This window comes from Tessaracoccus pujii (genome assembly GCF_054483895.1).
On the sequence record NZ_CM137012.1, the window covers coordinates 1,806,375 to 1,825,582 of the forward strand.

The 19,208-nt window shown below is 68.8% G+C and carries 20 protein-coding genes and 1 pseudogene; 11 read left to right on the forward strand and 10 right to left on the reverse strand.

The annotated features are described in order from the left end of the window. Positions 1-106: 106 nt before the first annotated feature. Positions 107-1,969 (forward strand): translational GTPase TypA, encoded by a 1,863-nt coding sequence (gene typA / locus ACX1D0_RS08775; protein ID WP_459017531.1) that lies wholly within the window; start codon positions 107-109, stop codon positions 1,967-1,969. A gap of 17 nt (positions 1,970-1,986) precedes the next feature. Here typA and ACX1D0_RS08780 read toward each other — a convergent pair whose 3' ends face one another. Then, positions 1,987-2,565 carry an HD domain-containing protein gene (locus ACX1D0_RS08780; protein ID WP_459017532.1) on the reverse strand — a complete coding sequence of 193 codons (579 nt, stop codon included), beginning with the start codon at positions 2,563-2,565 and terminating at the stop codon, positions 1,987-1,989. Then, the gene (locus ACX1D0_RS08785; RefSeq protein ID WP_459017533.1) at positions 2,562-2,990 is read right to left on the reverse strand and encodes a hypothetical protein; all 429 of its coding nucleotides are present in this window, start codon (positions 2,988-2,990) and stop codon (positions 2,562-2,564) included. Before ACX1D0_RS08785 ends, ACX1D0_RS08780 begins: the two co-directional genes overlap by 4 nt. Before the next feature lie 84 nt (positions 2,991-3,074). Here ACX1D0_RS08785 and ACX1D0_RS08790 point away from each other — a divergent pair, with 84 nt between their 5' ends. After that, a complete protein-coding gene (locus ACX1D0_RS08790) occupies positions 3,075-3,713 on the forward strand; it encodes a SatD family protein (RefSeq protein WP_459017534.1) in 639 nt (212 codons plus the stop codon). Here the strand turns inward: ACX1D0_RS08790 and ACX1D0_RS08795 are convergent. From ACX1D0_RS08795 to ACX1D0_RS08820, 6 genes and pseudogenes are all read right to left on the reverse strand, one after another. Then, entirely contained in the window at positions 3,710-4,219 is a 510-nt protein-coding gene (locus tag ACX1D0_RS08795; protein WP_459020426.1) for an arsenate-mycothiol transferase ArsC, read from the reverse strand. The two genes, ACX1D0_RS08790 and ACX1D0_RS08795, sit on opposite strands and share 4 nt — an antisense overlap. Positions 4,220-4,228: 9 nt before the next feature. Next, a pseudogene (gene ppk2, locus ACX1D0_RS08800) lies at positions 4,229-5,101 on the reverse strand (polyphosphate kinase 2); the annotation flags it as partial. A gap of 191 nt (positions 5,102-5,292) precedes the next feature. Further along, entirely contained in the window at positions 5,293-6,633 is a 1,341-nt protein-coding gene (locus ACX1D0_RS08805) for an acyltransferase family protein (RefSeq protein WP_459017535.1), read from the reverse strand. 25 nt (positions 6,634-6,658) lie between these two features. After that, entirely contained in the window at positions 6,659-7,588 is a 930-nt protein-coding gene (gene ygfZ, locus ACX1D0_RS08810) for a CAF17-like 4Fe-4S cluster assembly/insertion protein YgfZ (protein WP_459017536.1), read from the reverse strand. A gap of 1 nt (position 7,589) precedes the next feature. Next, the gene (locus ACX1D0_RS08815; RefSeq protein WP_459020427.1) at positions 7,590-8,087 is read right to left on the reverse strand and encodes a heme-binding beta-barrel domain-containing protein; all 498 of its coding nucleotides are present in this window, start codon (positions 8,085-8,087) and stop codon (positions 7,590-7,592) included. 2 nt (positions 8,088-8,089) lie between these two features. After that, positions 8,090-8,212, reverse strand: coding sequence for a hypothetical protein (locus tag ACX1D0_RS08820; protein WP_459017537.1), 123 nt, complete (start codon positions 8,210-8,212; stop codon positions 8,090-8,092). A 34-nt stretch (positions 8,213-8,246) separates the two neighbouring features. Here ACX1D0_RS08820 and dtd point away from each other — a divergent pair, with 34 nt between their 5' ends. Continuing rightward, the gene (dtd, locus tag ACX1D0_RS08825) at positions 8,247-8,684 is read left to right on the forward strand and encodes a D-aminoacyl-tRNA deacylase (RefSeq protein WP_459017538.1); all 438 of its coding nucleotides are present in this window, start codon (positions 8,247-8,249) and stop codon (positions 8,682-8,684) included. Positions 8,685-8,701: 17 nt separating this feature from the next. On the opposite strand, the gene ACX1D0_RS08830 is transcribed toward dtd, so the two are convergent. Beyond that, positions 8,702-9,451, reverse strand: a complete 750-nt coding sequence (locus ACX1D0_RS08830) for an NADase-type glycan-binding domain-containing protein (protein WP_459017539.1) — start codon at positions 9,449-9,451, stop codon at positions 8,702-8,704. An 89-nt stretch (positions 9,452-9,540) separates the two neighbouring features. Between ACX1D0_RS08830 and ACX1D0_RS08835 the strand changes: the two genes are divergently transcribed. From ACX1D0_RS08835 to pstB, 8 genes are all read left to right on the forward strand, one after another. Beyond that, complete coding sequence (locus ACX1D0_RS08835; RefSeq protein WP_459017540.1) at positions 9,541-10,194, forward strand: winged helix-turn-helix transcriptional regulator; 654 nt, start codon at positions 9,541-9,543, stop codon at positions 10,192-10,194. Beyond that, positions 10,184-11,044: a mycothiol synthase gene (mshD, locus tag ACX1D0_RS08840; RefSeq protein ID WP_459017541.1), complete on the forward strand. Its 861-nt coding sequence runs from the start codon at positions 10,184-10,186 to the stop codon at positions 11,042-11,044. The genes ACX1D0_RS08835 and mshD overlap by 11 nt, the downstream gene beginning before the upstream one ends. Positions 11,045-11,050: 6 nt before the next feature. Continuing rightward, positions 11,051-13,129: an RNA degradosome polyphosphate kinase gene (locus ACX1D0_RS08845; RefSeq protein WP_459017542.1), complete on the forward strand. Its 2,079-nt coding sequence runs from the start codon at positions 11,051-11,053 to the stop codon at positions 13,127-13,129. After that, complete coding sequence (locus ACX1D0_RS08850; RefSeq protein WP_459017543.1) at positions 13,126-13,998, forward strand: NUDIX hydrolase; 873 nt, start codon at positions 13,126-13,128, stop codon at positions 13,996-13,998. The genes ACX1D0_RS08845 and ACX1D0_RS08850 overlap by 4 nt, the downstream gene beginning before the upstream one ends. A gap of 193 nt (positions 13,999-14,191) precedes the next feature. Continuing rightward, positions 14,192-15,307 (forward strand): phosphate ABC transporter substrate-binding protein PstS, encoded by a 1,116-nt coding sequence (pstS, locus tag ACX1D0_RS08855; RefSeq protein ID WP_459017544.1) that lies wholly within the window; start codon positions 14,192-14,194, stop codon positions 15,305-15,307. Positions 15,308-15,413: 106 nt separating this feature from the next. Then, a complete protein-coding gene (gene pstC / locus ACX1D0_RS08860; protein WP_459017545.1) occupies positions 15,414-16,421 on the forward strand; it encodes a phosphate ABC transporter permease subunit PstC in 1,008 nt (335 codons plus the stop codon). Further along, the gene (gene pstA / locus ACX1D0_RS08865) at positions 16,421-17,485 is read left to right on the forward strand and encodes a phosphate ABC transporter permease PstA (RefSeq protein ID WP_459017546.1); all 1,065 of its coding nucleotides are present in this window, start codon (positions 16,421-16,423) and stop codon (positions 17,483-17,485) included. Before pstC ends, pstA begins: the two co-directional genes overlap by 1 nt. Positions 17,486-17,501: 16 nt before the next feature. Further along, positions 17,502-18,281: a phosphate ABC transporter ATP-binding protein PstB gene (gene pstB / locus ACX1D0_RS08870; RefSeq protein WP_459017547.1), complete on the forward strand. Its 780-nt coding sequence runs from the start codon at positions 17,502-17,504 to the stop codon at positions 18,279-18,281. Between the two features lie 42 nt (positions 18,282-18,323). Here the strand turns inward: pstB and ACX1D0_RS08875 are convergent, their stop codons facing one another. Next, a complete protein-coding gene (locus tag ACX1D0_RS08875; protein WP_459017548.1) occupies positions 18,324-19,202 on the reverse strand; it encodes a ferredoxin family protein in 879 nt (292 codons plus the stop codon). Positions 19,203-19,208: the final 6 nt, after the last annotated feature.

Genomic DNA, 19,208 nt, shown 5'->3' on the forward strand with positions numbered 1-19,208 from the left:
CGCACACGTGGCCACACACCTTCCCGGGGCTCACGGTTCGTGGCACCAGGCTCCCGCCACGTAGACTCTCCCGAGGCCCCCACCGTCGATCCCCCGGAGATGCCTCATGCCCACACGCGAAGACCTGCGCAACGTCGCCATCGTCGCCCACGTCGACCACGGTAAGACGACGCTCGTCGACGCCATGTTGTGGCAGTCCGGTGCCTTCCGCGAGGGCTCCGACGTCAACAACCGCGTCATGGACTCGATGGACCTCGAGCGCGAGAAGGGCATCACCATCCTCGCGAAGAACACCGGCGTGCGGCACATCCGCCCCGACGGCACCGGGGTGACGATCAACATCATCGACACCCCCGGCCACGCCGACTTCGGCGGCGAGGTGGAGCGCGGCCTCGAAATGGTCGACGGCGTGGTCCTGCTGATCGACGCGTCCGAGGGCCCCCTCCCCCAGACCCGGTTCGTGCTGCGCAAGGCGCTGGCGAAGAACCTGCCGATCGTGGTGGTGGTCAACAAGGTGGACCGCAGCGACGCTCGCATCTCGGCCGTCGTCGAGGAAACCTACGACCTCTTCATGGACCTCATCGACGACGACGCGGCCCACGTGCTCGACTTCCCGATCGTGTATGCCTCCGCGAAGGCCGGTCGCGCCTCGCTGACGCAGCCCGAGGACGGCGGCATGCCGGACAGCCCCAATCTCGAGCCGCTGTTCGACACGTTGATGGAGCACATCCCCGCCCCCGTCTACGAAGAGGGCGCGATCCTCCAGGCGCACGTCACCAACCTCGACGCCTCACCGTACCTGGGCCGCCTCGCCCTGTGCCGCATCATCGCCGGTGAGATGAAGCGCGGCCAGCTCGTGTCGTGGTGCAAGACCGACGGCACCATCTCCACGGTGAAGCTGACCGAGATGTTCATGACCCAGGCGCTGGACCGCGTCCAGGCCGACATCGCCGGCCCAGGCGACATCGTCGCCATCGCGGGCATCCCGCAGATCATGATCGGCGAGACGCTCTCGGATCCCGAGACCCCCAAGCCGCTGCCGCTCATCCACGTCGACGAACCGTCGATCTCCATGACCATCGGCATCAACACCTCCCCCCTGGCCGGCCAGTCCGGCAAGAACCTCACCGCGCGCCTGCTGAAGGGTCGCCTGGAGCAGGAACTGGTCGGCAATGTGTCGATCAAGGTCAACACCACCGAGCGCCCGGACACCTGGGAGGTGCAGGGTCGCGGCGAGCTCCAGCTGGCCATCCTCGTGGAGATGATGCGCCGCGAGAGCTTCGAGCTCACCGTCGGTAAGCCCCAGGTGGTCACCAAGCTCGTCGACGGCAAGGTGCACGAGCCCATCGAACGCCTCACCGTCGACATCCCCGAGGACTTCGTCGGTGTGGTCACCCAGCTCATGGGGCTGCGCCGCGGCCGCATGGAGATGATGGTCAACCACGGCACCGGATGGGTCCGGATGGAGTTCATCGTGCCCGCCCGCGGCCTCATCGGCTTCCGCACGGAGTTCCTCACCGAGACCCGCGGCACCGGCATCATGAACCACGTGGGCGAGGGCTACGAGCCGTGGGCCGGCGAGTTCCGCACCCGTCCCACCGGCTCCCTGGTGGCGGACCGCACGGGCGTGGCCACGTCCTACGCGCTGTTCAACCTGCAGGAGCGCGGCACCATGTTCGTCGCTCCCGGAACCGAGGTGTACGAGGGCATGATCGTCGGCGAGAACCCCCGCGCCGAGGACATGGACGTCAACCCCACCAAGGAGAAGAAGCTCACCAACGTGCGCTCCTCCACGGGCGACGAGCTGGAGCGGCTGATCCCGGCCAAGAACATGTCGATGGAGCAGGCCCTGGAATTCTGCGCCGGCGACGAGTGCCTGGAGGTCACCCCTGCCGCGGTGCGCATCCGGAAGGTGGCGCTCAACGCCAACGACCGGGCCAAGGAGCGCAAGGGCGCCAAGAAGGGCTGACCGCTCAAGCTCCGCCTCTACCAGCTGCTCGCCGAGAGCTGATCCGCCTCCGCCTGGAGGTTGTTCCGGGCCTGGTGCTCCCAGAGCGCCAGGCCTTTCGGCGTGTTGAACACCGATCCGCGCTTGAGCATCCGCTCGACGAAGCGCCGGCGGCGCTGCGCCCACTCGGGCGTCCCCAGCGTTGGCAGCTCGGCCCGGATCGCCGCGACATTGGCGCGGTAGCGCTCCCACGGAAGCCCCAGCCCGTGCAGGTCCGCGTCGGCCATGCGCGCACCGGCCGCGTCGTCGGCCCGAGGCGCGTGATCGACGGTGACCAGGATCAGCCGGCACACCTCGTCGACCTCCGCGATCGGCAGGTGGGCCAGGAGGTCGCGCGCCAACGCGGCGGAGGCGAGTTCGTCGTCCGGGCTGGCGTTGCGATGGACCGCGTCATGGAACCAGAATGCGACACGCTCCAGCCTGCCCGCCTGCAGGATGTCGAGCGCCTCCAGCCCGTCGCCCAGGTGGGTCCGCGAGTGGTAGCGACGGTGCGGCTCGGACCACCTGGCGAGCAGTTCGGCCGCCACGGGGTCCGGCAGGAGTCCGTCGGCGTTCACCACGCCCGCACGGCGAAGTAGGCCACGCCCGCCCAGAGCCCTGCCCACAGCATGCTGGCGAACGTGCCGATGATGAACAGCTCACCCTTGCGCGACGTGCCCGACTCCGACGCCGTGGCCAGGTCCGCGTAGCGTCCGAGCCCTTTGACCGCGAGCACCATCGCGATGCCCGCGGGGAACTGCGTCACGATGCACGCATAGACCGCCAGGCGCTCCAGCATCCCGATCCACCGGCCTCCGGGCAGCTCCCGCTGAGCGGCTTCCAGACCGAGGCTGGCCCTGGTCTGAGCCACCTCGGTCTCGGACGACGGCGCGGACGCCTTGTCGATCCGCCTGAGCAGGGCCCGGACGACGGGGTTGCCGAGCGTGGCGACGAGTCCCGCGGCCACCAGTGTCGCGGCTTCCAGCACCAGCCCCCAGTCCATGCCCGGAACGCTACACCGCCTCCCCGACAAGCCCCGCAGGGAGCGTGCTACTACATTCTGACGATATGAAGGTAGTATCTACATATGAGCGAAATGAAGGGCGGACTGGCCGTGGCGCTCCTCGTGGACATCGTGGCGTCACGCTCCTCGCCCAGGGCTGCCCTGCACGCGGACGTCCTCCGCGCGGTTGAGGGCGTGAACGGCGCCGTCGAATCGGTGCACGAACTTCGCCCCACCGTCGGCGACGAACTCCAGGGCGTCTACCCCACCCTGGGCGCCGCGTTGACGGCCGGGTTGAGCCTCAGGCTCGCGCTCGCTCCCAGGTGGGATGCGCGGTGCGGGGTCGGGGGCGGCGAGGTGGTCGTCGTCGACGAGGCACGCGGGATCCAGGACGGCTCCGGCTGGTGGCTGGCCCGCGAGGCGATCGACTGGGTGAAGGCGCAGGCGGCCAGACCCGGCTACGAGACGGTGCGGACCGCGATCCGCGACGAGCGGGCGGCAGCCACCCCGTCGGCCGACGCGGTGTCGCGGCTTGTGGACGTGCACCTGACCCGGCTACGCCCGGGGGCCCTCTCCACCCTCCGGGGCATGCTCGAGGGCCTGGACAACGCGGAGATCGCCGACATCGAGGGCATCAGCGCGTCGGCCAACTCTCAGCGCGTGCGCAACAACGACCTTCGCCCGCTGATGGACGTCATCATCGCCCTGGGCCAGCTCCCCTAGACCGCGGTGGGCGGCACCAACTCGGCGAGGAGGGCGCGCACCCGGGCATCGATGTCTTCGCGCAGCAGCGTCATGCGCTCCTCACCCTCGATGCCCCGCAGCGAGGGTTCGTCCGTCAGCCACGTCTCGATGGTGCCGCGCATGCCCTCCAGGGGCTCCACCACCGCCTCGCCGCCGACGAGCACCACCTTGTCCACGCGGCGCAGGATCTCCGGGTCGATCGCCTTGGGCTCCTCGCCGTCGAACGTGGCGCCCACCTGCTCCACGCTGGCGCGCGACTCCTCATTGAGCGCGGCGGCCGGTTTGGTGCCTGCGGAGTAGACGTCGACGGTGTCGCCGGCGTGCAAACGCGCGAGCGCTGCGGCCATCTGGCTCTTGCCGCCGTTCTTCACGCACACGAACAGGACGCTCGGCTTCATAGGTGTTCCCTTCTCGGAGTCGTTCTTGGCGTCGGTGTCATCGATGCGGACCACCGCGTCATCGGCGGATTCTTCGTCGGACTTCATCCACTTCTTGCGCCCGCGCTGGACGATCAGGGGGTCGGTGGGCCTGATCGCGGAGGGGTCCTTTCCCTCGTACTCATGCAGGTCGAGGAAGAGGCGCATCGCATTGAGCCGCGCGCGCTTCTTGTCGTTGGACTTGATCCGGTACCACGGGGCGATCTCGGTGTCTGTGTGCTTGAGCATCGCCGTCTTCGCCGCTGTGTAGTCCTCCCAGCGGCCGAGCGACTCCAGGTCCATCGGCGACAGCTTCCACTGGCGAACCGGGTCGATCTGCCGGATCGCGAACCGCGTGCGCTGTTCGCGTTGCGCCACGGAGAACCACAGCTTCGTGACCGTGATGCCCGATTGGATCAGCATCTCTTCGAACAGGGGCGCCTGCCGGATGAAGATCTCATACTCCTCGTCGGTGCAGAACCCCATGACCCGCTCGACCCCGGCCCGGTTGTACCAGGACCGGTCGAAGAGCACGATCTCACCCGCCGTCGGCAGGTGCTGCACGTAACGCTGGAAGTACCACTGCCCCCTCTCCCGCTCCGTCGGCGCGGCCAGCGCCACGACGCGCGCGGTCCTGGGGTTGAGATGCTCGGTGAAGCGCTTGATCGCGCCACCCTTGCCCGCGGCGTCGCGGCCTTCGAAGATGATCACGTGTTTCGTGCCGGCGTCCTGCGCGGCGTACTGGAACTTGAGCAGTTCGATCTGCAGTTCCCGCTTCTCCGCCTCGTACTCGTTCCTGTCGAGGAGTTCGTCGTAGGGGTGGCGGTCCCGCCAGGTCTCGACGGCCTGGCCCATCGGGTCGATCAGGTAGGGATCCTCCCCGTGGACATCGGCGACGGCGTACCCCTCGTCGCGCAACTTGTCGATGTACTCACGGAGGTTCTGGCTCATGGGAATAGTTCATCACCTCCGGGTGAACGCCAGTTGAACGCGCCCAAGACGGCCACGAGCCTGAGCCGAGACTCGTCGGCGTGGCAGCGTTGCCATCGCCGGCCTGAGCTTCCGAGTGCTGTGTCCGGCTCAACCCCCTCCCACGAGTGCCGTGTCCGGCTCAACCCCCTCCCACGAGTGCCGTGTCCGGCTCAACCCTCATCGGAACGCCGCCCCCGCGACCGCCGCGACACCCGGGCCGGCTTCAGCGCATCATCGGCGACGCGGGCCACGCCCGCGGGGCGCGACGCGCGAACCATCGTCCAAGCTCCCGCCCACACCGTGAGCACCCCCAAGGACGACCCCAGCTGCAGTGGGTGCACGACGGTGCCGTGGGTCCACACCAGCATCGCGCCGGCGATCATCAACACAAAGCTCAACAGGGCGAGATAGCGGTCCTGCACCGTTCCCAGCGGAGGGATCAGGCGGTACTCCACCAGACCGATCAGTGGCACCAGCACCGAGATGAGCACCATGCCGACGGCGAGCACGGTGACCTGCGAGAGCAACACGGGCGCGGCAGCCGGCATCAACCGTGCGAGGAGGATGAGGCCCGCGCCCCCCACCAGCAGGCACGGCACATGCCACAGGTAGACCGTCATGGCCAGGGCGCTCAGCCGCGACAGTCCCGCCTCGGCCCTCCCGGACAAGGCGTCGAACACGCCTGCTCGTTCGACCAGGCCCATGACCGCGGTCTGCCCCACCCCGAGCAGGGCCATCGCCAACGTCGGCGGCATGTGGTTGGCCAGCGGGGCGTTGGCGAACCCGACGGCCGACGCCGGGTACCCGAAGAAGAGGATCAGGACCGCGATCGCGGCCGCGGCCGCGAACAGGACGGCCCACGTCCGCCGCACGGGTCCCTCGCGGAACCAGCCGCGCTGGTACCCGATGCCCAGCTGATGGCACAGCGGCCACACGAGAAACATGTTGATCTGGCCGATGTCGTTGCGCCCGAACCCCAGCCATGCCCTGTCGACCACCACGATGCCGAGCAGCATCACGACGATCACCCACGCCCCGAACCGGTCGTGCAGAACCACCATCAGCGGCGCGAACAGCACGATCACCAGGTACACCGAGATGAACCAGAGCAGGAACATGAGCGAACGGCTGAGCTCGGCCGCCAGCAGCCCGTAGCCCGCCCACGCCGCGACCGTCGCGATGACCGCGAAGAACGTCACGAACAGCGTCAACCCACCGGTCAGTCGCCGACCCCGGTTGGCGAGGTAGTGGGAGAAGCCGGTGCCCCGCCGCTGCATCTTGTCCACGATCAGCGCGTTGGAGAATCCGCCGCAGGCGAAGAACAGCGGCATGGACATCAGCAGCCACGACAGGGCCCACACCCAGGTGGGCGGCGTCCAGAGCCCGGCCTCCAGCGTGCCGTCCGGCTTCAGGGACGCCTTGTAGATGAAGCCGTGGAAGACGACCACCACGAGGACCGACAGGGCGCGGGCCACGTCGATGGTGTGGTTGCGCCGCGGCTCGGTCTGCACGGGGACATGATGCCAGTCCGGCGCGCTATCCGAGGACGGGGCGCACGTGCAGCCCGACGTCCGGGTCGACGAGCGCCTCCTGGGCTGCGGGGATGCCGTCGGCCAGCAGTTCGGCGTCGACGGGAACCGACCGCTTGATCAGCCCGAGCGCGATGGGGCCCAGTTCGTGATGGCGCGACGACGAGCCGACGACGCCGACGGTCCGGCCGCCGAACTCGATGGCCGCCCCCTCCGCGGGCAGCGCCGACATGGTGCCGTCGAGGTGCAACTGGACGAGCCGTCGGGGCGGGCGCCCCAGCGTGTGCACCCGGGCAACCGTCTCCTGCCCGCGATAGCAGCCCTTGTCCAGGTGCGTGCCCACCAGTCCGATCTCGTTAGGGATGGTCTTGTGGTCCGTGTCGACGAAGATCCGCGGCACCCCCGCGGCGATCCGCATGGCGTCGAACGCCCACGTGCCGGCGGTGCCCTCCACCGCCGCGTCATGGGGCAGGAACACCTCCAGTCCACCCAGCTCCGAGTCGCGGACGCGCCACGAGCCGTCGACCGGCACCCGGTGCCCCATCCAGGCGAGCCTCAGGTCCGGGCGGATCGACACCTCGACACGCATCGCGAAACGCATCCGCTGGAGGAACTCCACCAGCGCGCCGGCCCGGCCCGGCTCGGTCCACGCCAGGAAGGAGGCGCCGTCGTCGACGCCGTGCATCACGTGCTCGATGTGGCCGGTGGGCGACAGGATCAGCGCCGTGGTGGCCTCGCCGGGCCGCAGCCCGCTCAGGTGCTGGGTGGTGATCGAGTGGAGCCAGCCGAGCCTGTCGGCTCCGCTCACCTCGACGATCTCGCGGTTGCGCAGGTCCACGACGCCCTCACCGGCCGCGAGGGCGCGCGCCTCCGTCACCGGGTTGCCGTAGTGCCACGCCAGCCCGGCGTCAAGGCCGTTCTCCACCGTCACCGGCATGTCAGACCCGCTTCAGCCGGGCCCACATGTGCGGGCGCAGCTCGTGGTCGGTGGTGGCGCGGTCCAGCGCGTACATGAGGTCGCCCTCCACCTTGCCGTAGAGCCGCTGACCCGCGGAATGCGAGACGCTGGCCGACTCCGTTCGTACGACGGCGTCCGTCAGCAGGTCGATCCGGGTCACCTGGATCTTGCCGACGAGGACCTCGGTCCAGCCGTCGGCGCTGGTCAGCACCACCTCGAGGGAAGCGTCCGCCTTGGGGCGCCAGAAGCCGGTTTCCATGCTGAGCGGCACCTGGTCCGCGCCCTCGTCGCTGAGCAGGAACGTCTGCGAGGCGTAGTACAGGTAGTCGCCACCGTTGTGATTGAACTCGACGCGCTGCTCGAACTCGAAGCCTTCGCCCTCATGGTCCGTGCCGCTGCCGGTGCCCTCCCACCGGCCGACCAGCCATCCCAGCGCCGTCAGCGCAGGGTTGAGGCCCTCGGGTACCTCGATGTCAATGTTCACGTCTGATCTCCTCGCAACTCACGCCACAGACCCCTCAGTGTGAAACCGAGCGCGACGAGCGCACCGGCGCCCAGCGCGACGGTGGCGACAATCAGCACCCACACCAGAACCGCGGCCATGCGGGCCAGTATACGAACGGGCCACAATGGGCCCATGCGCGTGGTGGTGACGAAGGTGCTCGAGGCGTCCGTCGAGGTCGACGGCGAGGTGACCGCCCGGCTCGACGGCCCGGGGTTGCTGGTCCTGGCGGGCGTGGGCCGTGACGACGACGCCTCGGACGCGGCGGCCCTTGCGCGCAAGATCTGGGGCCTGCGGATCCTGGACGGCGAGTCCTCTGCGAGCGACACCGGCGCCCCGCTCCTCGTGGTCAGCCAGTTCACGCTGTACGCCTCCACCCGGAAGGGCCGCCGTCCCTCCTGGAGCCTCGCCGCGCCCGGTGAGGTGAGCGGGCCCCTCGTCGAGGAGCTGTGCCGCCAACTGGAGGTGCTGGGCGCGACGGTGGCGCGGGGCCGATTCGGCGCCCACATGCGCGTGGCGTCGGTCAACGACGGGCCCGTCACGATCATCATGGACACGCGAACCTGGGAATGACCCCCCAGCGAGGGCGGTCAGGCGGGGCCCAGGAACTCCAGCGAGCTGACGGACACCGCGTCGGTGGAGATGCCGTCGTCGCCTGGCGGGGTGGCCTCCAGGACCGTGAAGGTCATGGACTCGGTGACCATTTCCGGGAACCGGACCTCCTGCGGATGGCGGTTGTTGGCCGCCAGGCCCTGCTCGAAGAACGAGCCGTCCGAGAAGGTCCAGCGGAGGGTGAGGATGCGACGCTCGGACAGGTAGCGGTCCGTCCAGGCCGTGTTGCCGTTGACGACCCGCAACCCCACCAGCGCCCGAGGACCCGGAAACGTGACCGTGACAGTCTCGTCCACCCCCCTGCCGCGACACCGCCAGATGGTGTCGGGTTTGCTGTCCAGGAGCGAATAGGCGCCGTCCACGCTGCCACCCTCGAGGCAGTCCCCGTCCGCCCCGATGGCCTGAACCGTGGCCACCGGGCCGTCGTACGGCGCGAAGGCGTCGGGCGGAATGGACGCGGTGGCCGAGGCGGAGACCGTCGAGGACTCGTTGGGACGCGGCTGCGGCTCCGGCGGGAAGATCCACATCCGGCCGACGGTGAACGCCAGCCCGAGAGTCACGGCGGCCAGGGTCACCACGGCGCGGGGTGCCCAACCGTCGCGCACATCGGTGGCGGCGACGGCCTTCACGGCCGCCTTGTCCGGCAGCCGGTCGTGCGCCTCGGCGCCCCGCACGTCGTCGGATTCGGCGGCCGGCCGGAAGTATTCGTCCGGAACCCGCTGGTCCATGTGCGCCATGCTACAAGTCGTTGCGGATGTCGCTCGGGGACCTACGACGATACGATGAGCCAGGCCAGTCGACGGAAGGAGGACCACGTGTGAGCAGCATCCTCTTCGTCTCCGACGGCGAACCGCCCGTGGAGCTGACGCTCCTCAGCCATCAGGTGACGGCGGTGACGTCCGCGGCCCAGGCGCTGGTGGACGCGGAGACCATGGACGTGGTGGTGGTTGACGGCCGCTCGGACCTGGCCGGTGCCCGGTCCGCGTGTCAGACGCTGGCCAAGAGCGGCGGCACCCCGGTCCTGCTCCTCGTGGCCACCTCGGGGCTGGCGGTCCTGTCGCCGGACTGGGGGTTCTCGGACTTCGTCGCGGCCGGGAGCGAGCCGGCCGAGTTGGACGCCCGGCTCCGCATCCTGGCCAAGACCAACGTGGACCCGGATGTACTCACGGCCGGACCCATCCGCATCGACGGCGCCGCGTACAGCGCGAGCCTCGACGGCGCCCCGCTGGACCTCACCTACACGGAGTTCGAGCTGCTGCGATACCTCATGCAGCATCCAGGGCGGGTGCTGTCCCGCGAGACCCTCGTCAGCCAGGTCTGGGGTTACGACTACTACGGCGGCACCCGGACGGTGGACGTGCACGTGCGCCGCCTCCGCGCGAAGCTCGGGCAATTCGACTACTACATCGGCACGGTGCGTAACGTGGGGTACAGGTTCGCCAACTCCAGGGAGGGACACCGTGCTGGTTAATCTGACCACGCTCACTCCGACCATGCAGGATGCGCTGCGCCGCCTCGTGGCCGCCATCACCGAGCACGACGGCGTCTCGCCGATCAACGAGTCTGCGTCGCTCGGCATCGAAGGGCTGCGCGAGGCGGAGTTCTTCTTCATGGGACTGCGCTCGGACCCCTACGGCTTCGTGGTGTGTGACGAACGCGACGGCACGCTGCTGCTCGGCGTGCACCCGGCTCACCGGGGCGAGGGCGTGGGCACCAAGCTGTTGGAGGAGGCCATGCGCGCCCACCCGGACTTCGCGGTGTGGGCGTTCGGCACGCTGCCGGGCGGCGACGCCCTGGCCAACCGGCTGGGGTTCTACCCAGTCAGGACGCTCCTGCGCATGGAACGCCCGCTCGCGGGTGCGGCGGAAGCCGCCGTGGACCCCGCGGACGGCTATCGGATCGTCACCTACACCCCGGACCTGGCGGATCGGATCGTCGCGGTCAACGCGAGGGCGTTCGCGAGCCACCCTGAGCAGGGCCGCCTGACCCGCAGGGAGTTCGACGACCTGACGCGCCTCCCCTGGTTCGACCCGTCGGGCTTCTTCGTGGCGCTCGCCGGCGACGAGGTGGCCGGATTCCACTGGACCAAGCGCCACGGCGGCGGCTTGGGCGAGGTGTATCTCATCGCCGTCGCCGCCGAGCACGAGGGCCGGGGGCTGGGCCGCGCCCTGCTGGCCCGGGGTCTGGCCCACCTGGAGGCCGTGGGAGACGAACGGGTCCAGCTCTACGTGGAGGGCGATCAGAAAAGGGTCGTCACGATGTACCAACGTGCCGGTTTCCAGATCATGCAGACCGACACCAGCTACCGCCTCGAGAGGTAAGAGACATTGAGTGAGACGCCGCTACCGGCGAACCGTTACCTGGATCGGGAGATCTCCTGGCTCCAGTTCAACGAGCGGGTGCTGGATCTGGCCCGCGACACCACGCGGATCCCGCTGATCGAGCGGGCGAAGTTCCTGGCTATCTTCTCCTCCAACCTCGACGAGTTCTTCATGGTGCGCATCGCCGGACTCAAGCGGCGGATCGCCGCGGGGGTCGCGGTCCCCACCGTCACCGGCAAGATGCCCGGAGAACTGCACGGCGAGTTGCTGGAGAACATCAGAGCCCTGGTCAAGGAGCAGTCGCGGGTTTTCCAGGACGAGATCCGGCCGGCTCTCGCTGCGGAGGGGATCGAGATCCTGCGCTGGGATCAGCTCACCGCCACGGAGAAGGACCGCATGCGGGCACTGTTCGCGGAGCGGATCTTCCCGGTCCTCACGCCGTTGGCGGTGGACCCCTCACACCCCTTCCCCTATATCTCAGGCCTGTCGATCAACCTGGCGGTGCTGCTGAAGAGCCCGCAGTCCGGGGCCCGCCAGTTCGCGCGGGTGAAGGTTCCGTCGGTGCTGTCGCGTCTCGTCAAGCTGGCCGAGGGCCGCTTCGTGACGCTCGAGGAGATCATCGCCCGCCACCTGGGCCAGCTGTTCACCGGCATGCAGGTGGTGTCCTACACAACCTTCCGGGTGACCCGCAACGAGGACATCGAGGTGGAGGAGGACGACGCGGAGAACCTGCTGTTCGCCCTGGAGAAGGAACTGCTCCGCAGCAAGGTGGGCCGCCCGCCGGTGCGCCTCGAGGTGGAGGAGGGCATCGACGAGCACATGCTCACCATGCTCATGGCCGAGCTGGACGTCCGCGACAGCGAGGTCTTCCGCCTCACCGCGCCGCTGGACCTCACCGCGCTGTTCGCGCTCGCAGACTCCCAACGGGAGGACCTGAAGTACCCCAACTTCCTCCCCATCACGCACCCTGACCTCGCGGAGGTGGAGAGCGCCAGCCCTGCTGACATGTTCAAGGCGCTCAAGCTGCGCGACGTCCTGGTGCAGCACCCCTATGATTCCTTCGCCACGTCCGTGCAGCGGTTCATCGAGCAGTCGGCCGCGGACCCCGCCGTCCTGGCCATCAAGCAGACGCTGTACCGCACCTCGGGAGATTCGCCCATCGTCGACGCCCTCATCGAGGCTGCCCAGGCGGGCAAGCAGGTGCTCGCCGTCGTCGAGATCAAGGCGCGCTTCGATGAGCAGGCCAACATCGGCTGGGCCCGCAAGCTGGAGAAGTCCGGGGTGCACGTCGTCTACGGCATGCTCGGGCTCAAGACCCACTGCAAGCTGTCCATGGTGGTGCGGGAGGAAGCTGACGGGCTGCGCCGCTACGCGCACATCGGCACCGGTAACTACAACCCGAAGACGGCCCGCCAGTACGAGGACATGGGCCTGCTCACGTCCAACCCCATCATCACCGACGACGTGGCCCGGCTGTTCAACCACCTGTCCGGCATGACGCAGGAGACCCACTACCGCCGGCTCCTCGTCGCCCCGCACGGCATCCGCAGGGGCCTGCTGGAGTACGTCGAGGACGAGATCGCCAACCACCGGGCCGGCAAGCCGGCCGGCATCAAGTTCAAGGTCAACTCCGTGGTGGACGAGTCCCTCACCGACGCGCTGTATCGCGCCTCGCAGGCGGGTGTCCCCGTCGACATCTGGGTGCGCGGCATCTGCACCATCCGCCCGGGGGTCCCCGGCCTCAGCGACAACATCCGCGTCCGCTCCATCCTGGGCCGCTTCCTGGAGCACTCCCGGGTGTTCTGGTTCGCCGGCGGTGGGCGCCCCATCGTCGGGCTGGGGTCCGCGGACATGATGCACCGCAACCTCGACCGGCGGGTCGAGGCCATCGTGGGGATCAGCAACCCCGCGCACGTCCGGCAGGTCGAGGAGTTGTTCGAGATGGCCTTCAACCCCACCACGGTGCACTGGACGCTGACGGACGACACCTGGAGGGCCCACACCACACACGCCGACGGTTCCCCCCTGACCGACCTTCAGGAGATTCTCATCCAGCAGACAGCTGCCCGCCGCTCCTCCCGATGAGCAAGAGGGCGAAGATCCGGGCGGCGGGCGCGGTGGTGCTCCGCGGCACCGGCGACGACATGGAAGTGCTGATGATCCACCGGCCCGCCTACGACGACTGGTCGCTGCCGAAGGGCAAGGGCGCGGCGGACGAGCTGGCACCCCGCACCGCGGTCCGCGAAGTGCGGGAGGAGACCGGTGCCGTGGTCCGGCTCGGGCTGAGGCTGCCGTCGATCCGGTACGAGCTGGCCAAGGGGCCCAAGACCGTGGAGTACTGGCGCGCCGAAGTGCTGGAGCAGCACCCGCGCGAACCCGACGCGGAGGTGGATCGGGTGCGATGGTTCACCATCGACGAGGCCATGCGGCGCCTCACCTATGCAGACGAGCGTCGAGTGCTGTCGGCTGCCCTCCTGACCCCCCGCACCACGCCCCTCCTGCTGGTGCGCCACGCCAAGGCGATGCTGCGCAAGGACTGGAGCGGGCCTGACCAGGAGCGGAGGCTCTCGGGTCGGGGCAGACGCCAGGCGCGTGAACTGTCGCAGCTGTTCGCCGCCTACGGGGTGGAACGGCTCGTGTCCTCGTCGTCGACCCGGTGCGCCGACACGCTCCTGCCCTACGCCCGACAGCGCGGGCTGCCCGTGGAGACCGAGGACGTGCTCACCGAGGAGGAGGGCACGGTGCACCCCGATGTGGTGACCTCCTACACCGCCGACCTGTTCCTCAGCATCAACGACCCGACGGCGGTGTGCGGGCACCGCCCCGTGCTGCCGGCAATGTTCGAGGGCCTGGACCTCCCTGCCCGGCCGATGGTGGTGGGCGAGGTGATCGTGGTGCACCGCGACGACGATGGCGAGAAGGTGTCGGTGGAGGTCCACAAACCCACGGCATGAGTTTTTCTGAATCTGCCTTAAGTACCCGATTTCACGCCCGCGCAGGCGAAAACTCGGCTTCCGTTCACCTTCTGTTCACCCAACAGGCCCGATCACGTTACTTCGCTTCTCTACCGTCCAGAGCAGGAACGCTCGAACACCCCGGTTCCGGGCCCCGCGAGGGCCACCACCCGTCTTGGAAGGCACCCGAAGTATGAAGATCCGTCTGACCGCTGCACTCGGTCTCTCCGCCGCTCTCCTCCTGTCGGCCTGCGCCGCCAACGAGGTCACCACCCCGGACACCACCGGCTCGGCCTCCGCATCGGCCGCCGCATCGGGCGACGCCAGCGCCCCCGCCTCGGAGCTCGAGGGCACCCTCGCCGGCAAGGGCTCCTCCGCCATGAACTCCGCCCAGACCACCTGGATCGCCAAGTTCCAGGAGGCCAACCCCGGCGTCACCGTCAACTACGCGCCCGACGGCTCCGGCGCCGGCCGTGAGGCCTTCATGGGCGCCGGCGTGGACTTCGCCGGCTCGGACCGCGCGTTCAAGCTGGATGAGAACGTGGCGGGCGCCTCGTCGCTGTGCGCCGACGACTCGATCGCCTACGACCTCCCGATCTACGTCTCCCCCATCGCGGTGATCTTCAACCTCGAGGGCGTCACCGAACTCAACCTCAACCCCGACACGCTGGCCGGCATCTTCAACGGTTCCATCACCAAGTGGAACGACCCGGCCATCGCCGCCACCAACGAGGGCGTCGAGCTGCCGGACATGGACATCACCCCCGTCCACCGCTCGGATGACTCGGGCACCACCGAGAACTTCACCGACTACCTCAACAAGACCGCCCCCAGCGTGTGGACGAACGAGGCCGACGGCGAATGGACCTACGAGGGCGGCGAGGCTGCCAAGGGCACCTCCGGCGTGGTGGCAGCGGTCACCAACGGCACCGGCACCATCGGCTACGCCGACGCCTCGCAGGCCGGTGAGCTCTCGGTGGCCATGATCGGCGACGACGAGTTCTACGGCCCCACGGCCGAGGCCGCCGCCGCCGCGGTCGACGTCTCCCCCATGGAGGAGGGCCGCGACGCCAACGACCTCGCCATCAACCTGGACCGCAGCGCCGAGGGCTACGGCATCGTGCTGGTCGCCTACGCCATGGCGTGCGCCGAGTACGCGGACCCGGCCAAGGCCGAGCTCGTGAAGGCCTACCTGGGTTACGTCGCCTCCGAGCAGGGTCAGGCTGACGCTGCCGAGGGCGCCGGCTCCGCTCCGCTGGCCGCCGGCCTCCGCGATAAGGTGCTCGCCGCCATCGATTCCATCAAGTGACCGTAAGATCGCAGTAACCCCAGAGTCGCGCCTCTCGCATGCGGGAGGCGCGACTCTGGGGTTGGGCGCCAGCCCGGCCCACCCCCGGCTCACAACCAGGAGACCCATGTCGACGATCGACGCGGAGGCGACACCCACGCCGCAGCCTAACGACTCCCTCCCACATCGCGACGATGACAGCCACGCCCTCCGGCACAGCAGCAAGCGCTTCGGAGACAAGCTCTACAAGGGCATCTCCACCGGCTCCGGCATCCTCATCCTCGTCATCCTGGCGGCCGTGGCGACATTCCTCGTCGGATTGTCCATCCCGGCCTTCACCGCTGACGCCGCGGACCTGCAGTACGGCGAGTTCCTCAGCTACGCATTGCCGTTCGCGTTCGGCACCGTGTGGGCTGCCTCGCTGGCCATGGTCTTCGCCGTACCGGTGGCCATCGGCATCGCGCTGTTCATCAGCCACTACGCCCCCCGACGGCTCGCTCAGGGCCTTGGCTACATCATCGACCTGCTCGCGGCTGTCCCCTCGGTGGTCTTCGGCCTGTGGGGCATCAATACGCTGGCCCCGCTCATGCGCCCCATCTACGTGTGGCTGGCGGAGAATTTCGGTGAACTCCCCGTCCTCGGGTGGTTCTTCGCGGGGCCGGTCTCCGGCACCGGGCGCACCGTGCTGACGGCCGCCATCGTGCTGGCCGTCATGGTGCTGCCCATCATCACGGCCATCTCCCGGGAGGTCTTCCTCCAGACGCCCCGCCTCCACGAAGAGGCGTCGCTGGCGCTGGGTGCCACCCGCTGGGAGATGATCCGCCAGGCGGTGCTGCCGTTCGGCACCCCAGGAGTCGTGTCCGCCTGCATGCTGGGCCTCGGCCGCGCACTGGGCGAGACCATGGCTATCGCCATGGTGCTGTCCCCCGCGGCGGTGATCCACTTCGAACTCCTCACCTCGAGCAACCCCAACACCATCGCGGGCAACATCGCGCTGGCCTTCCCGGAGGCCTTCGGCCTGGGGATCAACCAACTGATCGCCACCGGCCTCGTGCTGTTCGTGATCACGCTGGCCGTGAACATGACGGCGCGCTGGGTCCTGTCCCTGCGCAAGGAATTCTCGGGAGCCAACTGATGTCCGCCACCACCCTCACCAGGCAATCCAGCGAACTGACCGCGGGCCGGCTCCCGCGCTTCACCGCGTTGGCGATGCTCGTGGTCGCCTTCGTCGTCACCGCAGGGGTCCTGGCCCTGTTCAGCGCGGCAACCGTCGCGCCGGTCCTCATCATCGGCGTGATCGTGTTCCTCGGTGCGATGTTCGCGTTGTCGTGGGCAGTGGAGGGCATCCGCAAGGCGAAGGACCGCAATGCCCGCTACGTGGTGACCGGCTTCTTCCTCATCGCGCTCCTCCCCCTGGTCTCGCTGATCTGGCAGACGGTGGTCAAGGGCCTCGTGCGGATGGATCCGCAGTTCTTCAGCTATTCGATGCGCAACGTCATCGGCGAGGGCGGCGGGGCCATCCACGCCATCTGGGGCACGCTCATCGTCACGGGGATCGCCTCCCTCATCTCGGTGCCGATCGGCCTGTTCACCGCCATCTACCTCGTGGAGTACAGCGCCGGCAGCAGGCTCGCCTCGGCCATTCGCTTCTTCGTCGACGTGATGACCGGCATCCCCTCCATCGTCGCCGGTCTGTTCGCCTACACCCTGTTCAGCCTCGTGTTCGGTCCGGGGACGAACAACGGCGTGTCGGGCGCCGTGGCTCTGTCGGTCCTCATGATCCCGACGGTGGTCCGATCCGTGGAGGAGATGCTGCGGCTGGTCCCCAACGAGCTGCGCGAGGCTTCCTACGCGCTGGGCGTGCCGAAGTGGCGCACCATCGCCAAGGTGGTCCTGCCCACGGCCCTGGCCGGCATCATCACCGGTGTCGTGCTGGCCGTCGCCCGCGTCATCGGCGAGACCGCGCCGCTGCTGGTCACCGCCGGCATCACGGCGTCGATGAACGCCAATCCGCTCTCCAACCCGATGGCCACCCTGCCGGTGTTCGTGTACTACCAGTACGTGACTCCAGGAATCCCGCAGGACCCGTTCTACGCTCGCGCGTGGGCCGGAGCCCTCACCCTCATCCTCATCGTCATGGGCCTCAACGCGATCGGTCGACTCATCGCGTGGAAGTTCGCCCCCAAGTCCGGCCGCTGATCAGGAAGATCTAGACATGTCCAAGCGAATTGAGCTCAAGGATCTCGACATCTACTACGGCAAGTTCCACGCCGTCAAGTCGGTCAACATGACCATCGAGCCCCGGGCCGTCACCGCGTTCATCGGCTCCTCCGGCTGCGGGAAGTCCACCGTCCTGCGCTCCATCAACCGCATGCATGAGGTGATCGACGGGGCCTATGTCGACGGGCACGTCCTCCTCGACGGAGTGGACCTCTACGACAAGACCGTGGACCCCGTACGTGTCCGCCGCCACATCGGCATGGTGTTCCAGCGGCCCAATCCGTTCCCCACCATGTCGATCAGGGAGAACATCCTCGCCGGCGTACGGCTCAACAACGCACGGATGACCCGATCCGAATCCGATGACCTCGTGGAACAGTCCCTCAAGGGGGCAAACCTCTGGAACGAGGTCAAGGACCGCCTTGACAAGCCGGGCTCGGGCCTGTCAGGCGGCCAGCAGCAGCGCCTGTGCATCGCGCGCGCCATCGCCGTGTCCCCGGACGTGCTCCTCATGGACGAGCCCTGTTCCGCCCTGGACCCCATCTCCACCCTGGCCATCGAGGACCTCATCAAGGATCTCAAGGAGACCTACACGGTGGTGATCGTCACGCACAACATGCAGCAGGCGGCGCGTGTCTCGGACTCCACGGCGTTCTTCAACCTCAAGGCACACGGTCAGCCAGGCGAGTTGATCGAGTACGGCTCCACGGAGAAGATCTTCCACAACCCGGACCAGAAGGCCACGGAGGACTACATCACGGGTCGCTTCGGCTGAGCCGGCCACCCCGGTTCGCGGCGCCGCTTCCCTGGGGTGGCGCTACGACTCCTCGACGGACCAGAACGTGACGGGTTCGGCCGCCTTGCCGCAGCTCAGCGGCGCCTCGTCTCCGGTGTCGATGCGGGTCACCCGCACGGTGCCGCGCCACTGGCCGTGCCGCAGCGTGACGAGGTCGCCGTCGGTGGCGCTGTCCAGGTCCACAGCCCGGGCGGCACCGAACCTCTCCACTGCCCAAGCTTCGGCCGCCTGACGCTCCGGTGGAAGATGGCTGCGCCCGCGGTCCGCGCGCTGCCCCCCGGGCCACAGCAGCCCCACACCGGCGTCGCGGTGCGCGGCCAGCGCCTCACCCACCGTCAGCCGCCCCAGCACTTGGCCGGTGGGCAGCAGCAGCGCCGTGGGCGCGAACCGGTGGCCGCCCAGGTGGGAGCACTCCCACAGCGATTCGGGGGCAACCTCGTCGGTGAGCGTCTCCAGGACGGGGCGCCCCTCGAGCGCGCAACACTGGTCGCGTTTGGCGTGCGTGCACACCAGCAGCACCGGCTCGGCCTCCGGGTCCGCCGGTGGCGGGGCACCGGCCGCGCGCCACTGGGCGAGCCATCCTTCGACCTCGGCCGCTGCACCCACCTCGAAGCGGGTCACCCACCCCCCGCCGTCGAAACCACCCGACACCAGGACCGTGAGGGGCTCGTCGCCGACGGTGTTGCGCGAGGCGTGCCGGATGAGCAGCAACCGGCCGCCCATCTCCTCGATGAGGGCCTCCAGCCGCGCGCCGAGGGCCGGGTCGAGCGCCCGCGCGCTCGTGGCGGCCTTCGCGCCCCAGGGCCCGGGGGTCTCGAGGCACACCCAGAATTCTGCGCGAGCAGCCGTACCCCACGCCGGGAGACCGGAGGCGGACCACAGCACGGAGCAGCGCGACATGATGGC